The following is a 19,025-nucleotide window of genomic DNA, read 5'->3' as shown; positions in this document are numbered from 1 at the left end:
GGCCGACCGCCCGGCCTCCGAGCTGCCCCGGCGGCCCGTACCCGCCGCGCCCGCGTCCCCCGGTGAGAGCCGGCCGGGTGCCGCCGACGACCCCGGCCAGATCGTCCACGAGCGGCCGGGCGCCGCCGACGCGGGCGGAGTCACCCAGGCCGGACTGCCCCGGCGGGTGCCGCGCCAGGACCCGGGTACCGACCGGGCCAAGCCGCGCGCCACCGAGGAGCGCCCCAAGCCGCGTGCGGCCGGTGACGAGGAATCCGCGCGGCGGAACGCCGGCCGCACCCATTCGTTCCTCAGCAATTACCAGTCGGGCATCCGCCGGGGTCAGCCCGACGGACGCGACGAGACATAAGGTCTCAGCGAAGATGGACAGGAAGAACCAATGACCTCACCCCAGTTGCGGGAGGTGAGCCAGTTCGGATGGCTGGTCACCAACTTCACCGAGCGTGTGCCCAATGTGGCGCACGCCGTGGTGGTCTCGGCCGACGGACTGTTGCTCACCGCGTCGGACGGGCTGGTGGCCGAGCGGGCCGAGCAGGTCGCCACCATTGCCGCCGGGGCCATCAGCCTGATCCAGGGCGCCGCCCAGTGCCTGATGACCGGTGATGTGCGGTCCTCGGTCATCCAGATGGAGCTCGGGAACATGCTCCTGATGTCGATCGAGGACGGCTCGTGTCTCGTGGTGCTGGCGGCGCCGGACTGCGAGATCGGTCAGGTGGCCTACGAGATGACCGTACTGGTCGACCAGGTCGGCGAGCTGCTGACCCCGGAGCTCCGCGCTGAGTTGCAGGAGCTGAACCTGCGCGGCGTGAAGCGGACATCAGCCCAATAGGCCGGACGGGGAGATGATGAGCACCGGTGAAGGCCCTTCCGGGCAGGGACCTGGGAGAGAACAGGGGGCGGAGGACGAGCAGACCTTCGCCGACGTGCTCAACGCCTTCAGCTTCGGCAAGGGGCGACGCGGGCGGAAGGCGGCTCGTTCCGAGGGGACGCCGGAGGCCCCGTCCCGCCGTGAGGGCGGGGACGGCCGGCCCGAGGAGCCCGGGGAACTCTTCCCGAGGGCGTCGCCGGAGCCCGAGGCGCCGGCCGCCTGGGAGTCCGAGCACGACGAGAGCCAGGGCCCGGCCGCGCTCGTGCGCGCCTACTCATGGACCGGCGGCCGGACCAGGTCCCACCATCACTTCGAGGTCGAGACCCTGGTGACCACCACCGAGCTGGGTCACCGCTCGACCGACGTCCTGCAAGCGGACCACCGCCCGGTGATCGCGCTGTGTCAGGAGCCGAGGTCGGTGGCCGAGGTGGCGGCCATGCTCATGGTGCCCCTGGGGGTGGCCAAGGTGCTGCTCGGCGACATGGCCGAGCACGGGCTGATCGTCGTCCACCGGACGGCCTCCGAGGAGGGCGCCGCGCCGGACCGCGCCCTGATGGAGAGAGTCCTGGTGGGACTCCGGCGCATCTAGTGTGTTCGGCGCGCGGGGACCGATCGGTTCCCGCGCATCGACATGCCCGCATCTGTGCGTAATGTCCGCCGCGTACCCCCTCCATCCTGATCGCTTCTGCGTGTTCCGAGCCGACACTGAGCAGTTTCACGCTCTTGACGTGGCTCGGTTTGATCGGTTTACTCCCTGGCACGCCGATGTCGAATTACTCGGCGACAGAGGTACGCCCAGCCGGTATGCGGCCCCGCCGTGAGTCCGGCCCGAGTCGCCAGGTCGCTGTCTGCGACCGAGGCGGGGCCGTGCCCACGGATCATGGAGCTCTCAGCGATGAGCCTGAACCGTTCGCGCATCCGTACCATTGTGGGCGCCGCCGTGGCATGCGCCGCGGCCGCCGCGGCCGGCGTTCTCGCCCCCGCCCCCGCCTCGGCCGCCACGGTCGCCCTTCCGCCGGTCCACGCGGGCTTCGACTACCAGATCGGCGGCGCGTACACCCCGCCGTCCGGGGTGGGGGTCGTCAGCCGTGACCACAGCGCCTCCCCGGCACCCGGCCTGTACAACATCTGTTACGTCAACGCCTTCCAGACGCAGAAGACCGGCCAGCCCGGCGGCCCCGCGGACTGGCCCTCCGACCTGCTGCTCAAGAACGACGACGGTGCAGTCATCATCGACCCGGACTGGGACGAGGCGATCCTCGACATCACCACCGAGAAGAAGCGGGAGGGCATCGCGGAGAAGATCGACGCCCAGATCGACGAATGCGCCGCCAAGGGCTTCGACGCGCTGGAACTGGACAACTTCGACACCTTCACCCGTGATGTCGTCAAGGGCCGGATCACCGAGAAGCACGCCCAGACCTACATCCGGATGCTGTCCGCCTACGGCCACGGCAAGGGCCTCGCGGTCGGTCAGAAGAACACCGTGGAGCTGGCCAAGAACCACGCGGCCAACGGCCTCGACTTCGCCATCGCCGAGGAATGCGGCAACCCCGAGTACCAGGAGTGCGCCGACTACCTCGCGGCGTTCGGGAACAACGCCATCTTCATCGAGTACACGAACGCCGGGATGAAGAACGCCTGCAAGTACGGCGACCGGGTCAGCGTCGTCCAGCGCGACCTCTATGTGCTGCCCAAGGGCGAGGACGGCTACGTCCGCAAGACCTGCCCGTAGTCCCGGCCGGGGACGGTGGGTGGCCGCCGCGGACCGTGGCGGCCACCCACTCACCGAACATCTGGAGGCAGTTATGGACGCGGACCGCAGTGGCCGCCGCGGGCCCTCGCGCCGTGGCATCCTGCGCGGCGGTGGCGCGCTGGCCCTCACCGCGGCAGCGGGTACGGCGGTGGCGGGATGCGGGACGGGCCTGGGCGTGGACTCCGACGGAACCGTGCACATCGAGGTGTGGCACGGGCAGAACGGCCCCTCGCTGAAAGCGTTCAAGCGGCTCGTGGCCAACTTCCACCGAAGCCACCCCGCCATCCGGGTCGACATCGGCGGCGGGGTGCTGGCGGACGACATGCTCCAGAAGGTGATGGCCGGTCTCGTCGCCCAGTCGCCACCCGACGTCGCCTATATCTTCGGCTCCGACCTGGCGAGTGTCGCCAGAAGTCCCCAGCTCGCGGACATGACGTCGGTCGTGGAATCCCAGCCGGTGCCCTGGAACCAGTACTGGCCGGCCGCCCGGGAGGGCGTCATGGTCGACGGTGTGGTCCGTGCGGTGCCCGCGGTGCTGGACTCGCTCGCCGTGGTGTGCAACAAGAAGCTCTTCCGCGAGGCCCGGCTGGAGCTGCCCGCACCGGGCTGGACCTGGCAGGACTTCACCGAGACGGCCCGGAAGCTGACCGACCGCGGCAAGGGCACGTTCGGCACCGGCTGGCCCGGCGCGGGCGACGAGGACACGGTGTGGCGGCTGTGGCCCATGATCTGGGACCTGGGCGGAGAGGTCATCGCCAAGGGCAAGCGGGAGATCGGATTCACCGGTGAACCCGGTGTCCGCTCCCTCGATGTGCTCGCCGAACTGGCCCGGGACAAAAGCGTCTACGTCGACCCCAAGCCCGGTGGCGAGCAGATGTACCAGGCGTTCTCCACCGGCCGGCTCGGCATGGTCGCGACCGGCCCCTGGCAACTGCCCGACATCCGCCAGGCGAAGCTCGACTATCACGTCGTCCCGCTGCCCGGCTTCCACGGCCGGTCGGTGACGATCTCCGGCCCCGACACCTGGAGCGTGTTCGACAACGGCTCCGCGCGGCTGACGGCCGCCCGTACGTTCATCGGCTGGCTCATGGAGCCCGACCAGGCATATCTGTGGGACTCCGAGGCGGGCAGCCTGCCGCAGAGCCGGCCGGCCGAGCGCCGTCCGAAGTGGCGCAGGCACGCGGCCGAGGTGCCCGGTCTCCAGGTGTTCACCGAGGCGCTGGAGACCGCGCGGGTACGGCCCGTCGACCGGGCCTACCCCAAGATCTCCATGCCGTTCGGCGAGGCCATCACCGCCGTCCTGCTCGGGAAGAGCACACCGGCCAAGGCGCTGCGGCGGTGCGCGGACGAGGCCAACGCCGCCATGGCCAAGGTGCGTTGAGGAGCAACACATGTCCCGTCTGCCCACCCCCATCACCCGTCCGGCATCGCGGACACCGGCCGGGTCGCCGCGCCGCAGAGGCCGCCGGGAGGCCGCGACCGCCTGGGCGTTCGTCCTCCCCTCCGTCCTGGTCATCCTCGGCCTGAGCGTCGTCCCCGTCCTGTGGTCGCTGCTGCTGTCGTTCCAGTACAGCGACCTCCTCACGCCGAGCGTCTGGGTGGGCTGGGACAACTACCGCCAGCTCGCCGACGATCCGCAGTTCGCCCAGGCCGTGCGCAACACGCTGGTGTACACCGCGCTGTACGTGCCGCTGAGCATCGGCCTGGGGCTGGCGCTCGCGCTGGTCCTCAACCGCCGCATCCGGTTCTCCGGCCTGTACCGCACCCTGCTCTTCGTGCCGTTCGTGGTCTCCGCCGCCGCCCAGGGCGTCCTGTTCTCCTTCATCCTCGACCCGGAGTTCGGCGCGGCCAACGCGCTGCTGCACCGCCTCGGGCTCTCCCCGCAGGGGTTTCTGTCCGATCCGGCCCAGGCCCTGCTGGTCCTGGTGGCCATCTCGTTGTGGAGCGGCACCGGCTTCTGCGTCGTGATCTACCTCGCCGCCCTCCAGGACGTACCCCGGGAACTCATCGAGGCCGCCACCCTGGACGGCGCGGAACGCCGCCATGTGCTGCGCCATGTCACCCTGCCCACCATCGCGCCGGTCAGTGTGTTCCTGCTGCTCTGGCAGACGATCAGCGCCCTCCAGGTCTTCGACCTGGTGTATGTGACGACGAAGGGCGGTCCGCTCGGATCGACCACCGTGATCGTCTACTTCGTCTGGGAGCAGGCGTTCCGGAACTTCACCGCCGGATACGGGGCCGCGGCGGCCTACGTCCTCGGCGTCGCCCTGCTCGTGGTCGCCACCGGGCTGCGGCTAATCCGGCGCCGCGACGACCGCCGCCTCAAGGGAGCCACGTCATGACGGACCTGTCCCACCTGCCCGGGAGCGCCACCGACCGGCTCCGGCCGGTCGGCCGGAGCGCCGGGGAGCCCGTGGCCCGGCCACGGCGCCGGTTCCGGCTGCCGTTCAGCCCATGGCATCTGCTGCTCGCGCCACTGGCGCTGCTCTTTGCCGTACCGCTGATCTGGCTGGGGCTCAGCTCCGTGATGAGCGACGCGGAGATCAACCGGTTCCCACCGGCGCTCTGGCCCTCCGGGATCCACCTGGGCGGCTACCGCTTCGTGCTCGGCAACGCGATGTTCCCCCGCTGGTTCGCCAACTCCCTCATCGTCTCGGCCGTCGCGGTCTTCTCGAACCTGCTGCTCGGGACGCTGGGCGGATACGCCTTCGCCCGGATGCGGTTCGGCGGCTCCCGGGTGCTGCTGGTCCTGATGCTGGCGACCATGGCCATCCCGTTCCAGCTCACGATGATCCCGACCTTCCTGGTCATGCGGAAGCTGGGGCTCGTCGACACCCTCGGGGCGCTGATCGTGCCGTCACTGGTGACGCCGTTCGCGGTGTTCCTGCTGCGGCAGTTCTTCCTCTCGCTGCCCAGGGAGCTGGAGGAGGCCGCCTGGATCGACGGGTGCTCGCGGCTGCGGGTGCTGTTCCAGATCGTGGTCCCGCTGTCCCGCCCCGCGCTGAGCACCGTGGCCGTCCTCACCTTCCTCACCACCTGGAACGATCTGTCGTGGCCGCTCATCGCCCTGAACCACGACGCCAACTACACCCTCCAACTGGGCCTGACCACCTTCCGGGGACAGCACCACACCCAGTGGTCGGCCGTGATGGCGGGAAACGTCATCACCGTGCTGCCGGTGCTGCTCGCCTTCCTCGCGGCCCAGAAGACCTTCGTCCGGTCCATCACCTCCACCGGCCTCAAGGGCTGACCACGGTCCAGCGCCGCCCCTCCCTCACCACTCGTCAGGAAGCCGCATGCCGCCCACCTTCGACCTGCTCGTCATCGGGGACGCCAACCCGGACGTCATCGTCGGACCGCTCACCACCCCACTCGCCTTCGGCCAGCGCGAACAGCTCATCGACAGCGGTGCCCTCACCCTCGGCGGATCCGCCGCGATCACCGCGTGCGGCGCCGCCCGGCTGGGGCTGCGCGTGGCCTTCGCCGGACGTATCGGGGACGACGGCGCCGGACACCACATGCGCGACCAACTCGCGGCACAAGGCGTCGACATCAGCGGGCTGCACCTGGACCCGAGCCTGCCGACACCGCTCACCGTCATCGTGACCCGCGACGACGACCGGGCCATCCTCACCGCGCCGGGCACCCTCGCCGCGACCTCGGGCCGCGATGTGCCCGAGCATCTGCTGACCTCGGCCCGGCACGTCCACGCCGCGTCCTACTTCCTGATGCCGGGGCTCGCCGCCGATCTGCCGGGCCTCTTCGACACCGCCCGCGCGGCGGGCGCCACCACCTCGCTCGACACCAACGACGACCCCTCGGGCCGCTGGGACCGCGCGGCGCTGGCGCCCGTCCTCGCCCGGACCGACATCCTGCTGCCCAACGCCGCCGAGGCGCACCGGCTGGCCGGCACCGACGGCACATCCGTCGCGGCCGCCGCCGAACTCCTCGCACACCAGATCTCGCTGGTGGCCGTCAAGAACGGGGCGGACGGCGCCCTGTGCCACGACGGCCGGACCCTGCTCACCACCGCCGGTATCCGCGTGACACCCCAGGACGCCGTCGGCGCGGGCGACAGTTTCAACGCGGGCTTCCTCGCCGGACGGCTCGCGGGCCGGCCCATCGCCGAGGCGCTCGACCTCGCCGCCGCCTGCGGTGCGCTGTCGACTCGCGCGGCAGGCGGCACCACCGCCCAGCCCACCTGGGAAGAAGCCCTCACCCACCTCACCGTCAACGGAGACAGCCCGTCATGACCAACCCCAAAATCGTGCTGATCGGCGCCGGAAGCGTCGTCTTCACCCAGGGCCTGCTGGCGGACCTCTTCGCCTTCCCGGAGCTGAAGGCCGCGCGGATCGCCCTGCACGACATCGATACGGAACGCCTGGCCACCGCCGAGGCCGCCGCCCGGTACATCGCCGAGCGGCGGGGCGCCGACGCGCACATCACCGCACACGCCGACCGGCGCGAAGCACTCGACGGCGCCGACTTCGTCATCAACCTCGTCCAGATCGGCATGGGGGAGGCCACCCGCACCGACTTCGAGATCCCCGCCCGCCACGGAGTGCGGCAGACCATCGGCGACACCCTCGGCGTCGGCGGCATCTTCCGCGCCCTGCGCACCTTCCCGTTCCTGAGGGCGCTCGGCGAGGACATCGCCGCCGTATGCCCCGAGGCGTGGCTGCTCAACTACACCAACCCGATGGCCATGAACGTGCAGTACCTCACCGCGGCGACCGGCCTGGCCCGGGTGGTCGGCCTGTGCCACTCGGTGTACTGGACCATGCACGACCTGTGCATCCTGCTGAGGGTCCCCTTCGACGAGATCACCTACCGCGCCGCCGGGGTCAACCACCAGGCGTGGGTGCTCCGTTTCGAGCACGACGGCACCGACCTGTACCCCCGGCTGGACGAGCTGATCGCCGAGAACGAGCAACTGCGGCGCCGGGTCCGCGTCGACATGTACCGGCGGCTGGGCCACTACCCGACCGAGACCAGCGAGCACTCCTCCGAGTACGTGCCCTGGTATCTGCACCACGACAGCGAGATCGAGCGGCTGCGGCTGCCCATCGGCGCCTATCTCGGCATCGTGGACGAGAACGTCGCCGCCTACGAGCGGACCCGCGACGACCTGGCGGCCGGTGCCTGCATCGACGTCGAGGGGACTATGGAGTACGCCCCGCAGATCATCCACTCGATGGTGACCGGCACCCCCAGGACCGTCTACGGCAATGTGCCCAACCACGGCCTCATCGAGAACCTTCCGGCCCACGGCGTGGTCGAAGTGCCGTGCCTGGTCGACCGGTCCGGTGTCCAGCCGACCCGCGCCGGTGCGCTGCCCCCGCAGCTCGCCGCGCTCAACCGCACCTACCTCAGCATGAACGACCTCGTGGTGCGGGCCGCCCTGGACGACGAGCCGCGCCACATCCGGCACGCGGCCATGACCGACCCGGCGACCGCCGCGGCCCTGCGGGTCGAGCAGATCTGGGAGCTGTGCGACGACATGGTGCGCGCACACGCCGAACGGCTCCAGCCCGGGCTGCGCGCCACCCTCGGGAGCTGACGGCGCTGACCGCGCTGAAGGCCCTGAAGGCCCTGAAGGCCCGCCGCAGAATAGTGTGCCAAGCGGCCGGCCGGGCAGTGCCGGGCTCCGGGGGCCGGGTGACGGCCCCCGGGGTCAGGCCAGTGGGGAGATGGGGGTGGGCAGGGCGATCGTGGAGGTGGCGTGGGCGATGTTCTCCGGGCCGTTCTCGGGGGGCCAGATGCCGCGTTCGTAGGACTCGCGGCGGATCTCCAGCCGGGCGTTGAGGTCGGGGAAGGGCCAGATGTGGGTGATACGGGGGACACCGTCCAGGCCGTACATGGCCGTCGTCAGCGGGTGGAGCCGGGTGCGCTCCGGCACCGCGGCCTCCCAGCCCGCCATCGTGGGCACCAGGCCGCCGACCTTGAGGTGGTAGGTGCGGAACTCGTACACCGAGCCGTAGTGGCCCGGCTCGACCGGTGGCAGGAAGGGGAACGGGGCGTAGCTCTCCACCTGGAAGCCGGTCAGGTGCTCACCGATGCCGAAGGGGTCGGCGCTGGTGAGCACGCGGGTACGCTCCTCGGCGAGTTCCTCGGCGTTCTCGAAGCCGCGCAGCAGCAGCAACTGCCCGACGATGACGCCGTGTTCGGGCTCCCAGCAGCCGAGCAGCCGGCCGCCGGTGGCATCGCTCGTGGTGTAGGTCTCCAGCGCGGACAGTGCCTTCGGGACCGTGCGCAGCTTGAGCGAGAGAGTGGCGAGTTCATAGAGCATGGCCGATGTCCTGACCGTTCCTTCGTCGCGGTTCGCGGAGGTTGACGGCGGCTGGGATTGCGCCGCCGGGCATCACAAACTAAAGTGAAACATCACTTCACTTCAGGGGCAAGCGACCAAGCACAGAGGAAGGCCGGCCGTGGACACCACCGCCGATGTACCCGGTGCGCGCCGCACTCAGGACCGTCCACGGCGCCCGCGCAGCATCCGGGCGCATGATGCGGTGCTGACCGCCACCAGCGCGCTCATGCGCGAGGTGGGCACGGCCGGGGTCACCATCGACCGCATCGCCGGACGGTCGGGGGTGAGCACGGCCACCATCTACAAGCACTGGCCCTGCAAGGCGGCGATCATGGCGGAGGCGTTCGGCCGTGACGCGGCCGAGGCGGTGGTGGTCCCGGACACCGGCCGCCCCGTCGAGGATCTGGTCACCTTCGCGACCGACCTGCTGACCTACTACACCAGTCCGGAAGGTGGCGTCTTCGGGCAGTTGCTGGCCGCCTGCGCGACCGAGCCGCAGGCGGCGCCGTACTTCCACGAGTTCTTCCTGGCGCCCCGCAGGGCGGCCCTGGAGCCGTACTGGGGCCGGGCCGCCGAGGCGGGGCTGACCAGGCGGGGCGTGGACGCCGCGACGGCCACGGACGTGCTGCTGGGCGCGCCCGCGTTCCGCCTGATGGCCGGGCATGGATCGCTGGCCCCCGAGGAGGTGCGCAAGCTGGTGGAGTACGCCCTGCACGGTCTGCTCGTCCCGGCGGCCGACGCGGCGGACATGCCGTAGCCCCGGAGTGGCCGGTGCTAGCGGGTGTACACCTCCGCGCGGTCCACGCTCACGAATGAGGCGCCCGACTGGGCGCTGTGCTCGCCGGTCACGCGGATGCGCAGGGTGTGGCGGCCGTAGGGGAGCCGGGGGCTGAGGTATTGGAGGGTCTCGCCGGTGCGGATCGCGCCGTAGAAGTCCCGGCGCTGCTCGGCGCCGCCGTCGACGCTGATGGCGGCGATGCCGTTGCCGGTGTCGCGGACCGAGAGCAGGGCGATCCGGGTGCCGGTGAAGGAGAAGGTGACGGTGTTGCCGGCCTGGTCGCTCCAGTGGTCGTCGCCCCAGAAGCACTGGGTGGCGCAGCCGGTCCCCGAGTTCCAGGTGCCGGTGAACGTGGCGCTTCCGTCGCCGCTGGACCGGCCGTCGTCATTGATCCAGTAGGTGCCCGCTCCGGGGTCGCCGGACGGCAGGTCCTGGGTGGCGCCGGTGGCGAGCGGGCGGCCCAGGTTGGGGCTGCCGTCGGCGTTCCAGGTGATCTTCTGGGCGCGGGTGGTGCGGTCGGTGTAGGTGTTCACCGACGTGGTCTTGGCGTGGTACACGATCCAGTCCTCCTTGCCGTCGGGGGAGCGGAAGAAGGCGTGGTGGCCGGGGCCGTAGACACCGTGGTCGTCGGCGCGGGAGAACCGGGCACCGGTGTGCTGGGTCCAGTTGCCGGGCACGAGCGGGTCGGCCGTGGACGGCAGGGACATCATCCAGACCTGGTAGTCCGGCTTGCCCGTGTCGCAGGTGGAGTACGTCATCCAGGTGCGGCCGTTGCGGTAGAGGAACTCGGCGCCTTCGCGCACCTCGGGGCAGCCACCGGCCGCGTTCAGGGCGACGGCGTTGCCGGAGACGGTGTAGGGGTTGGACATGGGGGCGATGTTGATGCCGTTGTGCTGGTACTGGTTGATGCCGGAGTAGGCGAGGTAGAGGCGTCCGTTGTGCTGGAGGATGCCGGGGTCGATGGCGAAGTCGGAGGCGTGGTTGGGCGGTGTCAGCCGGGACTTGAAGTGGTAGGGGCCGGCCGGGTCGTCGCGGTCCGACTCCAGCACATAGAGCCGGTGGTGGTCGTCGACGCCGTCGTCGGCGGTGTAGTAGAGGTACCAGCGGTCGCCGAAGCGGTAGAACTCCGGTGCCCAGATGTGCTGGTTGCGGGAGGGATCGGTGTCCGTCCACACGGTGATGGGGTCGGCCTCGAGCAGGGTGCCCAGCGAGGAGGAGCGCCACATCCGGATGCTGTCGCCCTGCGTCGTGGTGAGGTAGTAGTTGCCCTTCCAGACGGTCATATACGGGTCGGGGCCGGTGTTGAGGGGGTTGCGGAAGGTGCCCGCGGCGGCGGTGCGCGGTGTCGAGGTGGCGGCGTGTGGCGTCCCCTTGGTGGCGGACGGGGCCGCGGTGGCGGACGGGGCCGCGGTGGCGGCGGGTGGGGCGGCGAGCAGACCCCACAGGATGGCCAGGAGCGCGGTGAGCAGTGCCGCGTGGCGGCGGGTGGTGCGGGGGTGCATGGGTGCCTCCTTGGGGCGATGTGCGTACGACGGGTGGGGTCCGGACCGGGTGGCCGTCCCCGTGTCGGGGTGGCGGGTCACCGGCCGTCCGCGGCCGTCAGCGCGCCGAGTGCGCTTGCCTGGGTGCGCCAGTCCGCCTGGTTCGGGGTGGTGCCCGCCCAGCGCTGGCCGAGCCGGTTGAGGGGGTCGCGGTCGGTGGTCCAGATGGAGTCGGCCTGCTTGGTGATGTACGCCCGGTAGGTGGCGGATCCGGTGGCGTCCGCGAGGTCGGCGAGGTGGCGCATGAAGATGCCCTTGAACTGCTTCTGGTTGTCGTCGCAGGCGCCGGTGCCGGTGTCGCAGGACTCGGTGAGCACGCCGTCGCGGGTCAGCGCCGTCGAGGTGATCGCGGCATCGGCCAGGCGGCGGGCGGTGTCCAGATACTGGCCGTTGCCGGTGGACCGCCACAGCTCGGTGAAGGCGCCGATGGCCAGGCCCTGGTTGTAACTCCACACGGTCTGGCCGTTGTTGCGGCAGTCGCCGGTCAGCCCGTCGTTGACCAGGCCCGCGCCGTTGATCAGCCCGCTGCCCCGGTACCAGGTGGCGGCCGTGGCCGCCCGGTCGCCCCATACGGTGTCGCCGGAGATCCGCTGGTGCAGTGATGTGGTGAGCCACAGATACAGCCCGTTGGTCACCGCGTTCTTGTAGGTGCGCTCCCGGTCCCACCACACACCGCCGCCGCAGCTTCCGGTGTCCCAGTACTGGTGGACGTACGTGGCGATGGTGACCGCCTCGTCCAGATAGCGCCGCTCATGGGTGTGGTCGTAGGCGGCCAGCCAGGCCACCCCCCACCACGCGGCGTCGTCGATGGCGCGGCTGATGAAATGGCCCTCCACCGCGTCGGAGCTGCGCACTCCGGCCGGGAAGGTGCCGCGGTTCTGCTCGAAGGTGCGGGCGATGACCCAGTCGTAGTCGTGCCGCCCGGTGCGCTGGGCGAAGTCGATGAGCGAGGTGACCGCGACGGCCGAGTTCCACCAACTGCTGCGCCACCAGCCCTCGTACGTCTGGTACGACGCCATCAGCGCGTCCGCCGCGGCGCGTGCCCGGCTCGGCGCGGGCCGTACCCAGGCCGTGCAGCTTCCTTCCTGGTGGGCGGACTCCCGGCCGCAGGCCCGGACCGCGCCGCCGAACATCAGCCCGCGCGGATCCCGGGTGGCGAACATGGCCGTCCGTGCCGTGGTCTTGCCCGAGGACACGCTCGTACGGCCGAGGGAGGAGCCCTCGGGCCAGGTGGCGCCGCTGTCCCAGGAGCGGTCGAGCCAGATCTCGTCGCCCGCGCCGCCGCTTTCGATGACGCCCCATGCCATTCCGTTGCGCTGGTCGACATGGAGGCTGATGGTGCGCCCGAAGAGGGTGGTGGATGGCACCGGGCGGTCGTCGCCCGCCGCGGTGGCGGGGTCGGCGCCGTCGCAGGAGGTGCCGTCGCACACCGTGGGGTAGGCCCAGTTGGTGCAGGTGACACCGGCGGCGTCACCGCAGGCGCGGATCCAGCCGCGGCGGTGTGCCACCGGGTCGGTGAGGTTGTACATCAGGGTGCGGGTGCCGGTCCAGGTGCCGGGGATGCTCGCCTTGCCGAGCAGGCCCTCCCAGGTGGCGCCCCGGTCCCAGGAGCGGTCGAGCCAGACCGAGTCGCCGCTGACGCCGTTGTCGATGCTGGCCCAGGCCATGCTGTCGGGATCGGATACATGCAGCTTCAGGATCCGGCCGCCCAGGTTCACCTGCGGTACGGGGAAGGTGTCGCGCTGTGCCTTCGAGGGGTCGAGGGTGTCGCATGCCAGTGCGCAGACCGGGGTCGCGGCACGGGACGGCGTGGGGAGGAGGACCAGGCCGGCCAGGGCGATGGCCAGGGGCAGGAGTCCGCGAAGGACACGGTGGAGCCGCGCTGACATGACGTACCCGCCTTTCCGTAGGGGGCCGTGCGCATGAGCGTGGGGGAGGGGAGAAGTGGCGGCCGCCCGTGCGGTGGGGCGGCCGCCGGAGGTGCGCGGTCCGTCGATGCGGGCCCGCGGCGGTCGGTCAGGGAGCCCAGGGTGGCTCGATGGCCCAGGTGGTGTCCTCGGTGAAGCTCGCCGGGTTGTCCCAGGCGTGAGTGCCGCCCGGCTGGGCCAGCCACAGCTCGGCGTTGATATGCCGCAGATACTGTCCGGGGAAGCCGGCGGCCGACATCCGGACGCCTCCGCTGCCCTGGACCGGGCACCAGGTCGCGTCCTCCTTGGACACGGTGGAGCCGTCGGGCCCCTCGCGCCGGACGCGGAATTCGCGGTGGCGCAGGTATTCGCCCGGGTAGTTGCGGGACTCGAAGGAGTAGCAGAGCTTGTTCGCGAGACCCGACCTGACCGTCCAGGTGGCGTCCCGTTTCAGCAGGTCGCCACTGGCCGAGTTGACCACTTCGGTGAAGCCGAGCCCGTCGTAGTGGCGGATGTAGCGGTCGGTGTAGCCGGGTGTGGTGACCCGGATCGACACGTTCTGTCCGACCGGCAGTTTCACCGTCGCGCCCAGTGACCGGGAGGCCGCGATGAGGGCCTGGTTGGCGGCTCGGACTCGGGCCTGGTCGACCTTGACCACCTGGCGGTCGTAGGACATGAGCCCGTTGGCTTCGTTCTCGACGTCGGTGATCTGGGTGTAGACGGAGGCGGAGAGGCCGCCCGCGGGCATGGTGTTCTCCCGCATCCCGTCGAGCAGCCCGATGAGCCGGTTGTCGAGCGCGGCCGTGGTGGGCTGGTCCTCGTAGCTGAACCCGCCGCCCGGGTACCACTCATGGCCGGGCACCCGGTAGCCGAGGCCGCCGTACTCGCCGAGCACCGAGGCGCGTACCGGCTCGGTCGGGGTGTTGCCGGGCCCGACGTAGTTGTGGTTGTCGATGACGTCGCCGTTGCCGCCGTCCTTGGCGGCGCAGCAGTTGACGCCGCTCATGTTGTCGACCAGGCGGGCGGGGTCGTACGCCTTGACCATGTCGGCGATGCGGGCCTGGTCGTACTGGCCCCAGCCCTCGTTCTGGTCCACCCACTGGATGAGCGAGGGCGAGCTGCGGTGCTGGTCGATGATGGCGCGGTATTCGCTCTCCCACTGGGTGCGGGCGGCGGTGTCCGGGGTCTTGCCGCTGTCCATCGAGGGCATGTCCTGCCACACCAGCAGCCCGAGTCGGTCGGCCCAGTAGAACCAGCGCTGCGGCTCGACCTTGATGTGCTTGCGGACCATGTTGAAGCCCAGGTCCTTGTGTTTTTGCAGGTCGTATTTGAGGGCTTCGTCGGTGGGCGCGGTGTAGATGCCGTCCGGCCAGTAGCCCTGGTCCAGGGTGCCGGTCTGGAAGACGAACTTGCCGTTGAGCACCGGCCGCCGGACCCCGCCCACGTCCTTCACCGCGATGGACCGCATGCCGGTGTAGGAGCCGACCTTGTCGGCCGCGGTGCCGGTCAGCTCGGCCGTGACGTCGTAGAGGAACGGATCCTCCGGCGTCCACAGGTGGGCGCCCGGCACCGGTACGGAGAGTTCGGTGCCCACCGTGCCGGTGGCGCTGCCGACGGTGGTGCCGCCGCTGGAGACGGTGACCTTGACGCTCGTACCGTCGGCTCCGCCGGCGCCGCGCACCGTGACCCGCAGGGTGTTGTCCTCCAGGCGCGGGACCATGTCCAGGCGGGTGATGTGGGCGGTGGCGGTGGGCTCCAGCCAGACGGTCTGCCAGATCCCGGACGAGGCGGTGTAGACGATGCTCTTGCCGGGGTGCGGGGTGACGTCCTGGACGCGCTGTTTGCCGATGGCCTGGCCGCCGGTCTCCGTCGGGTCGTAGACGGAGATGACGATGGTGTTGGTGCCGCCGTTCAGCAGGGGCGTGATGTCGTACGAGAAGGCGTCGTATCCGCCGCGGTGGGCGGCGCCGGCCTGCCGGCCGTTGACCCAGACCGTGGTTTCCCAGTCGGAGGCGCCGAAGTTGAGCTGGATGTGGCGGCCGCTCCAGCCGGATGGCACGGTGAAGGTGCGCTTGTACCAGAGCTTGTCATTCTGGGTGATCTTGCGCTGGACGCCGGAGAGCGCGGACTCGGGCACGAACGGCACCCGGATCTGCTCGCCGAATGTGGTCGGCTGCCCGGCGTCGCGGGAGGTGACCGCGAAGTCCCAGATGCCGTTGAGATCGGCCCAGTCGGGCCGGGTGAGCTGCGGGCGCGGATATTCCGGCAGGGGATGGTCGACCGGGACCTGGTTGGTCTGGTTCGTCAACGGGCTGGTCATCGGGGCGGGTTTGGGGTCCCGGGCCGCGGCGGCGTAGGAGGGGCCGGCACCGGAGACGAGCAGGGCGGTGGCGGCCAGCGCGGGGACCACGGCGGCGGCAACGCGCCGCCGCCAGGTCCGTCTTGGACGGAGAAGGGCGGGGAAGCGGAGGAACAAGTGTTTCAGCACGCTGCTGCTCCATGGTCCGGTTGGCGCCGCCGCCCGGTGGGCGGCGGAACTGTTCCACAGGGAACACTTGCTGTCCGAATACCAGAGCATTCTCGGCCGGGGTTTGTCCATAGCTGGGACAACGTTGTCGGCCTTGCTGGGCCCCGTGCGGAGCGTCAGCGTGCGGGAGGCGGTACGGTCCGGCTCACACCGCCTGGGACGGTCCGGCGGCGTCCCCCGGTGACCAGTGGGGCCGGATACCTGCGATATGGCAGGTCATGAAGTACAGCGGAATCGGCGGTGTGTACGGCGAGTCGCCCTGGGGGTGATGGACCAGGCGGGGGAGGCGGGAGCGGGGGCTCAGATCGGTCAACTGGGCACCCACCGCATAGCTGGTGAACGTCGGCCAGGCGACGTCGATATGCGATCCGGACGGCACGATCCACCACCACCGCTGATCGTCGGCGAAGACACAGCCGATGCGGGGCAGGCACTTCATCACGCTCCGGCCGATGTCCGCGGGCATCCCCACCGCGTCATATCCCAGCCTGGCGGGCAGTCCGTCCGGCAGGCGCAGCCGTCCGCCGTGGCCTCGCCGGCGGTTCGGCGGGCCGGGTGAGGGGGCCTCAGGGGCAACAAACTGTCGGTCCATCGGTCAGTGACACTCTTCCGTGCGCGCCGGCAGCTCGGCCCAGATGATCCGCCCCGGCCCGTGCGGAGTGTCCCTGACGCCCCAGGCGCTGCTCACCGCGCCGACCAGCAGCAGCCCGCGTCCCCCGTGCTCATCGGGGTCGGGGGTGCGCGGCGCGGGGAGGGTGTGGGCCCGGATCTCTTCCTCGACCTCGAGGCGCAGATGGTCCGCGCCGATGCTCAGCCTGCACTCCACATGATCGCTGAGCGTATGTGTGATCGCGTTGGTGACCAGTTCGGAGACCACGAGGAGCGCGTCCTCGCGCACCTGGGCGCTCATGCCCCAGGCGCGCAGCCGTTCGCGTACGGCCGTGCGCACCGTGCTCACCGAGGAGGCGATGGCCGGCAGCCGTAAGGCGACCGCGGGGTGCGTGTCCCGCTCCCGGGACGTCCGAAGGGGAGTCAGGGGAAGGGCGAGGGGAGCCACGAGCGGCCGCCTTTCGTCTGCCTGCGCGTCATGGACCGTGCCGTTCCCGCACTGCGCAGTGCCTACGGACGTACCCACGCAAGCGTTCCCACCGTGATCGGACGGTGTGACCACTGTGACAGGTGCAACGAACGAGTTGCAAGCGGTAACTTGAAAATTGCAAGTTGCCATCGGGGGTTCCGCTTGCCCGGTCCGGCGACCGTGACAGACTGCATCCGTAATGCCCGGTGTGGGGAGGTAGAGCGTTGGCCGCGGAATCCGCATGGGGCAGTGCACCCTCTGTCCTCCGCATGATCCTCGGCAGGCAGTTGGAGGAGCTGCGGACCCGGGCCGGCCTGACATACGACGCGGCGGGTGCGGCGATCGGGGTCAGCCACTCGACGATCCGCAGGATGGAAGCCGCCAAGGTGGCCCGGCTCCGGCTCGCGGACGTGGAGAAGCTGCTCCAGACGTACGGCGTCACCGACCGGCATGAGATCGACACCTTCTTGAAGTCGGTCCGCGAGGCCAACAAGCGCGGCTGGTGGCACACTTACCGCGATGTGATGCCGGACTGGTTCGCCGCGTATCTGAACCTGGAGCAGGCGGCGCTTCAGATCCGCGCCTACGAGGCGCAGTTCGTCCACGGGCTGCTACAGACCGAGGACTACGCGCGTGCGCTGCTCAGCGCCGGTAATCCGCACGCTTCGTCGGAGGCCACCGAGCGCAGGGTCGCCCTGCGGATGCAGCGCCAGGAACTGCTGTCCCGGGAATCCCCTCCCCGGCTGTGGGTGGTGATGGACGAGACCGTGCTGAGGTGGCCGGTCGGCGGCCCGGCCGTGATGCGCGCCCAGATCGACCACCTGATCGAGATCAGCGCGCTCCCGCAGGTGACCGTGCAGATCATGCCGTTCGGAAGCGGTCCGCATCCGGCCATGCGGGCCGGTGCGTTCCATGTTTTCCGGTTCAGGGCCGCGGAGTTGCCCGACATCGTCTACCTCAGCGGCCTGGTCGGCGCGGTGTATCTGGACAAAGAGGAAGACGTGGTGGTGTATCGCGAGGTCCTGGACCGGATGGGCGCCCAGTCGGTGCCCGCCAGGAAAACCGAGGCCGTCCTCGGCGCCATTCGCAAGGAGCTCTGAAGTGCACCACCACATACGCAGCGGCATGCCCTCCCATGATCTCGGCACCAGGGGCTGGTCCAAGCCGTGGAGCGACGACGCCGGGGGCGCCTGCGTCGAAGCCAAGAAGCTGCACGACGGGCGGGTGGCGCTGCGTCAGTCGACCGACCCCGACGGCCCCGCGCTGGTTTTCACCACCTACGAGATGACCCGGTTTCTGGCAGGTGTGAAGGCGGGCGACGCCGACTTCCTCTGCTAGCGCCACGGCACCGCAACCTTCCCTGTCCGTGCGGGGCCGGCCCGGCCCCGCACGGACAGGGGGCCACATCGACAGCGAACTTGACGATCCACTGGGAGGGGACGCCTTGAGCGACAACGGATGGTCGGCCGACCGCATCGACACCGAGAGCGCGCATTCGGCACGTATCTACGACTACATCCTCGGCGGTAAGGACTACTACCCGGCCGACAAGGAAGCGGGCATCGCCATGTCCCGGGAGTGGCCCGCCCTCCCGATCCATATGCGGGCCAACCGCGACTTCATGAACCGGGCCGTGCGCTATCTGGCCGAAGAGGCGGGGATCCGGCAGTTCCTCGACATCGGGACGGGCATCCCGACCTCGCCCAACCTCCATGAGATCGCCCAGGCGGTGGCCCCGGACTCCCGGGTGGTCTACGTGGACAACGACCCCATCGTCCTCACCCTCTCCCAGGGGCTGCTGGCCAGCACACCCGAGGGCAGGACCGCCTATGTCGAGGCGGACATGTGCGAGCCCGCCTCCATCCTCGATGCCTCCGAGCTTCGCGAAACCCTCGACCTCGGCCGCCCGGTGGCCCTGACCGTCATCGCCATCGTGCACTTCGTCCTGGACAAGGATGACGCGTACGGCATCGTCAACCGCCTCCTTGAGCCGCTGCCCTCCGGAAGCCATCTGGCGATGTCCATCGGCACCGCCGACTTCGCGCCGGACGAGGTGGCGCGGGTCGCCCGCGAGTACGCGGCCCGCGACATGCCCATGCGGCTGCGCACCGAGGCCGAGGCCCAGCGGTTCTTCGACGGCCTCGACCTGGTGGAGCCCGGCCTCACCCAGGTCCACAAGTGGCGCCCGGACGGCACCTCCACCGAAACCATCAAGGACGAGGACATCGCCATGTACGGGGCGGTGGCCCGCAAGCCCTGA

The 19,025-nt window shown here is 70.3% G+C and carries 18 protein-coding genes and 1 pseudogene; 13 read left to right on the top strand and 6 right to left on the bottom strand.

Annotation, left to right across the window (positions count from 1 at the left end; genetic code table 11):
- The 9 genes and pseudogenes from KN815_RS27385 to KN815_RS27345 form a co-directional block, all read left to right on the top strand.
- Positions 1–349: pseudogene (locus KN815_RS27385) on the top strand (hypothetical protein); the annotation flags it as partial.
- A gap of 30 nt (positions 350–379) precedes the next feature.
- Positions 380–829: a roadblock/LC7 domain-containing protein gene (locus KN815_RS27380; RefSeq protein ID WP_216344576.1), complete on the top strand. Its 450-nt coding sequence runs from the start codon at positions 380–382 to the stop codon at positions 827–829.
- 16 nt (positions 830–845) lie between these two features.
- The gene (locus KN815_RS27375; protein ID WP_253209275.1) at positions 846–1,457 is read left to right on the top strand and encodes a DUF742 domain-containing protein; all 612 of its coding nucleotides are present in this window, start codon (positions 846–848) and stop codon (positions 1,455–1,457) included.
- Between the two features lie 306 nt (positions 1,458–1,763).
- On the top strand, positions 1,764–2,603 hold the full coding sequence (locus KN815_RS27370; protein WP_216344574.1) for an endo alpha-1,4 polygalactosaminidase: 840 nt from the start codon (positions 1,764–1,766) through the stop codon (positions 2,601–2,603).
- Between the two features lie 73 nt (positions 2,604–2,676).
- Positions 2,677–4,005, top strand: a complete 1,329-nt coding sequence (locus KN815_RS27365) for an ABC transporter substrate-binding protein (protein WP_216344580.1) — start codon at positions 2,677–2,679, stop codon at positions 4,003–4,005.
- Between the two features lie 10 nt (positions 4,006–4,015).
- On the top strand, positions 4,016–4,966 hold the full coding sequence (locus KN815_RS27360; protein ID WP_216344573.1) for a carbohydrate ABC transporter permease: 951 nt from the start codon (positions 4,016–4,018) through the stop codon (positions 4,964–4,966).
- Positions 4,963–5,874, top strand: coding sequence for a carbohydrate ABC transporter permease (locus KN815_RS27355; RefSeq protein ID WP_216344572.1), 912 nt, complete (start codon positions 4,963–4,965; stop codon positions 5,872–5,874). Before KN815_RS27360 ends, KN815_RS27355 begins: the two co-directional genes overlap by 4 nt.
- A gap of 46 nt (positions 5,875–5,920) precedes the next feature.
- The gene (locus KN815_RS27350; RefSeq protein ID WP_216344571.1) at positions 5,921–6,877 is read left to right on the top strand and encodes a carbohydrate kinase family protein; all 957 of its coding nucleotides are present in this window, start codon (positions 5,921–5,923) and stop codon (positions 6,875–6,877) included.
- Positions 6,874–8,184 (top strand): alpha-glucosidase/alpha-galactosidase, encoded by a 1,311-nt coding sequence (locus tag KN815_RS27345; RefSeq protein ID WP_216344570.1) that lies wholly within the window; start codon positions 6,874–6,876, stop codon positions 8,182–8,184. The genes KN815_RS27350 and KN815_RS27345 overlap by 4 nt, the downstream gene beginning before the upstream one ends.
- Positions 8,185–8,298: 114 nt before the next feature.
- Here the strand turns inward: KN815_RS27345 and KN815_RS27340 are convergent, their stop codons facing one another.
- On the bottom strand, positions 8,299–8,913 hold the full coding sequence (locus tag KN815_RS27340) for an NIPSNAP family protein (RefSeq protein ID WP_216344569.1): 615 nt from the start codon (positions 8,911–8,913) through the stop codon (positions 8,299–8,301).
- A 139-nt stretch (positions 8,914–9,052) separates the two neighbouring features.
- Here KN815_RS27340 and KN815_RS27335 point away from each other — a divergent pair, with 139 nt between their 5' ends.
- Positions 9,053–9,691 carry a TetR/AcrR family transcriptional regulator gene (locus KN815_RS27335; RefSeq protein WP_216344568.1) on the top strand — a complete coding sequence of 213 codons (639 nt, stop codon included), beginning with the start codon at positions 9,053–9,055 and terminating at the stop codon, positions 9,689–9,691.
- 17 nt (positions 9,692–9,708) lie between these two features.
- Here the strand turns inward: KN815_RS27335 and KN815_RS27330 are convergent, their stop codons facing one another.
- The 5 genes from KN815_RS27330 to KN815_RS27310 all read right to left on the bottom strand — a co-directional run bounded on the left by KN815_RS27330 (position 9,709) and on the right by KN815_RS27310 (position 16,744).
- Positions 9,709–11,214 carry a glycoside hydrolase family 43 protein gene (locus KN815_RS27330; RefSeq protein ID WP_216344567.1) on the bottom strand — a complete coding sequence of 502 codons (1,506 nt, stop codon included), beginning with the start codon at positions 11,212–11,214 and terminating at the stop codon, positions 9,709–9,711.
- A gap of 77 nt (positions 11,215–11,291) precedes the next feature.
- Positions 11,292–13,142 (bottom strand): glycoside hydrolase family 76 protein, encoded by a 1,851-nt coding sequence (locus tag KN815_RS27325; RefSeq protein WP_216344566.1) that lies wholly within the window; start codon positions 13,140–13,142, stop codon positions 11,292–11,294.
- A 127-nt stretch (positions 13,143–13,269) separates the two neighbouring features.
- The gene (locus tag KN815_RS27320) at positions 13,270–15,570 is read right to left on the bottom strand and encodes an AbfB domain-containing protein (RefSeq protein ID WP_216344579.1); all 2,301 of its coding nucleotides are present in this window, start codon (positions 15,568–15,570) and stop codon (positions 13,270–13,272) included.
- A gap of 262 nt (positions 15,571–15,832) precedes the next feature.
- Positions 15,833–16,279, bottom strand: coding sequence for a hypothetical protein (locus KN815_RS27315; protein ID WP_216344565.1), 447 nt, complete (start codon positions 16,277–16,279; stop codon positions 15,833–15,835).
- Positions 16,280–16,282: 3 nt separating this feature from the next.
- Entirely contained in the window at positions 16,283–16,744 is a 462-nt protein-coding gene (locus KN815_RS27310) for an ATP-binding protein (protein WP_253209274.1), read from the bottom strand.
- A 245-nt stretch (positions 16,745–16,989) separates the two neighbouring features.
- On the opposite strand from KN815_RS27310, the gene KN815_RS27305 reads away from it, so the two are divergent.
- The 3 genes from KN815_RS27305 to KN815_RS27295 all read left to right on the top strand — a co-directional run bounded on the left by KN815_RS27305 (position 16,990) and on the right by KN815_RS27295 (position 19,025).
- Positions 16,990–17,865: a Sco1979 family transcriptional regulator gene (locus KN815_RS27305; RefSeq protein ID WP_216344564.1), complete on the top strand. Its 876-nt coding sequence runs from the start codon at positions 16,990–16,992 to the stop codon at positions 17,863–17,865.
- 25 nt (positions 17,866–17,890) lie between these two features.
- Positions 17,891–18,103 (top strand): DUF397 domain-containing protein, encoded by a 213-nt coding sequence (locus tag KN815_RS27300; RefSeq protein WP_216344577.1) that lies wholly within the window; start codon positions 17,891–17,893, stop codon positions 18,101–18,103.
- 106 nt (positions 18,104–18,209) lie between these two features.
- Positions 18,210–19,025 (top strand): SAM-dependent methyltransferase, encoded by an 816-nt coding sequence (locus tag KN815_RS27295; protein ID WP_216344563.1) that lies wholly within the window; start codon positions 18,210–18,212, stop codon positions 19,023–19,025.

The sequence above is a fragment of the Streptomyces niphimycinicus genome (assembly GCF_018883605.1).
In the GTDB taxonomy this organism is placed as follows: Bacteria; Actinomycetota; Actinomycetes; order Streptomycetales; family Streptomycetaceae; genus Streptomyces; species Streptomyces niphimycinicus.
Note: the sequence above shows the minus strand (reverse complement) of the source record. Positions and strands in the feature narration are given on the sequence as shown.

What these genes read in the sequence shown, in the direction of transcription:
- KN815_RS27380 (WP_216344576.1), top strand. Translation starts at nt 380, where the DNA reads ATGACCTCACCCCAGTTGCGGGAGGTGAGCCAGTTCGGATGGCTGGTC.
- KN815_RS27375 (WP_253209275.1), top strand. Translation starts at nt 846, where the DNA reads ATGAGCACCGGTGAAGGCCCTTCCGGGCAGGGACCTGGGAGAGAACAG.
- KN815_RS27370 (WP_216344574.1), top strand. Translation starts at nt 1,764, where the DNA reads ATGAGCCTGAACCGTTCGCGCATCCGTACCATTGTGGGCGCCGCCGTG.
- KN815_RS27365 (WP_216344580.1), top strand. Translation starts at nt 2,677, where the DNA reads ATGGACGCGGACCGCAGTGGCCGCCGCGGGCCCTCGCGCCGTGGCATC.
- KN815_RS27360 (WP_216344573.1), top strand. Translation starts at nt 4,016, where the DNA reads ATGTCCCGTCTGCCCACCCCCATCACCCGTCCGGCATCGCGGACACCG.
- KN815_RS27355 (WP_216344572.1), top strand. Translation starts at nt 4,963, where the DNA reads ATGACGGACCTGTCCCACCTGCCCGGGAGCGCCACCGACCGGCTCCGG.
- KN815_RS27350 (WP_216344571.1), top strand. Translation starts at nt 5,921, where the DNA reads ATGCCGCCCACCTTCGACCTGCTCGTCATCGGGGACGCCAACCCGGAC.
- KN815_RS27345 (WP_216344570.1), top strand. Translation starts at nt 6,874, where the DNA reads ATGACCAACCCCAAAATCGTGCTGATCGGCGCCGGAAGCGTCGTCTTC.
- KN815_RS27340 (WP_216344569.1), bottom strand. Translation starts at nt 8,913, where the DNA reads ATGCTCTATGAACTCGCCACTCTCTCGCTCAAGCTGCGCACGGTCCCG.
- KN815_RS27330 (WP_216344567.1), bottom strand. Translation starts at nt 11,214, where the DNA reads ATGCACCCCCGCACCACCCGCCGCCACGCGGCACTGCTCACCGCGCTC.
- KN815_RS27325 (WP_216344566.1), bottom strand. Translation starts at nt 13,142, where the DNA reads ATGTCAGCGCGGCTCCACCGTGTCCTTCGCGGACTCCTGCCCCTGGCC.
- KN815_RS27315 (WP_216344565.1), bottom strand. Translation starts at nt 16,279, where the DNA reads ATGGACCGACAGTTTGTTGCCCCTGAGGCCCCCTCACCCGGCCCGCCG.
- KN815_RS27300 (WP_216344577.1), top strand. Translation starts at nt 17,891, where the DNA reads ATGCCCTCCCATGATCTCGGCACCAGGGGCTGGTCCAAGCCGTGGAGC.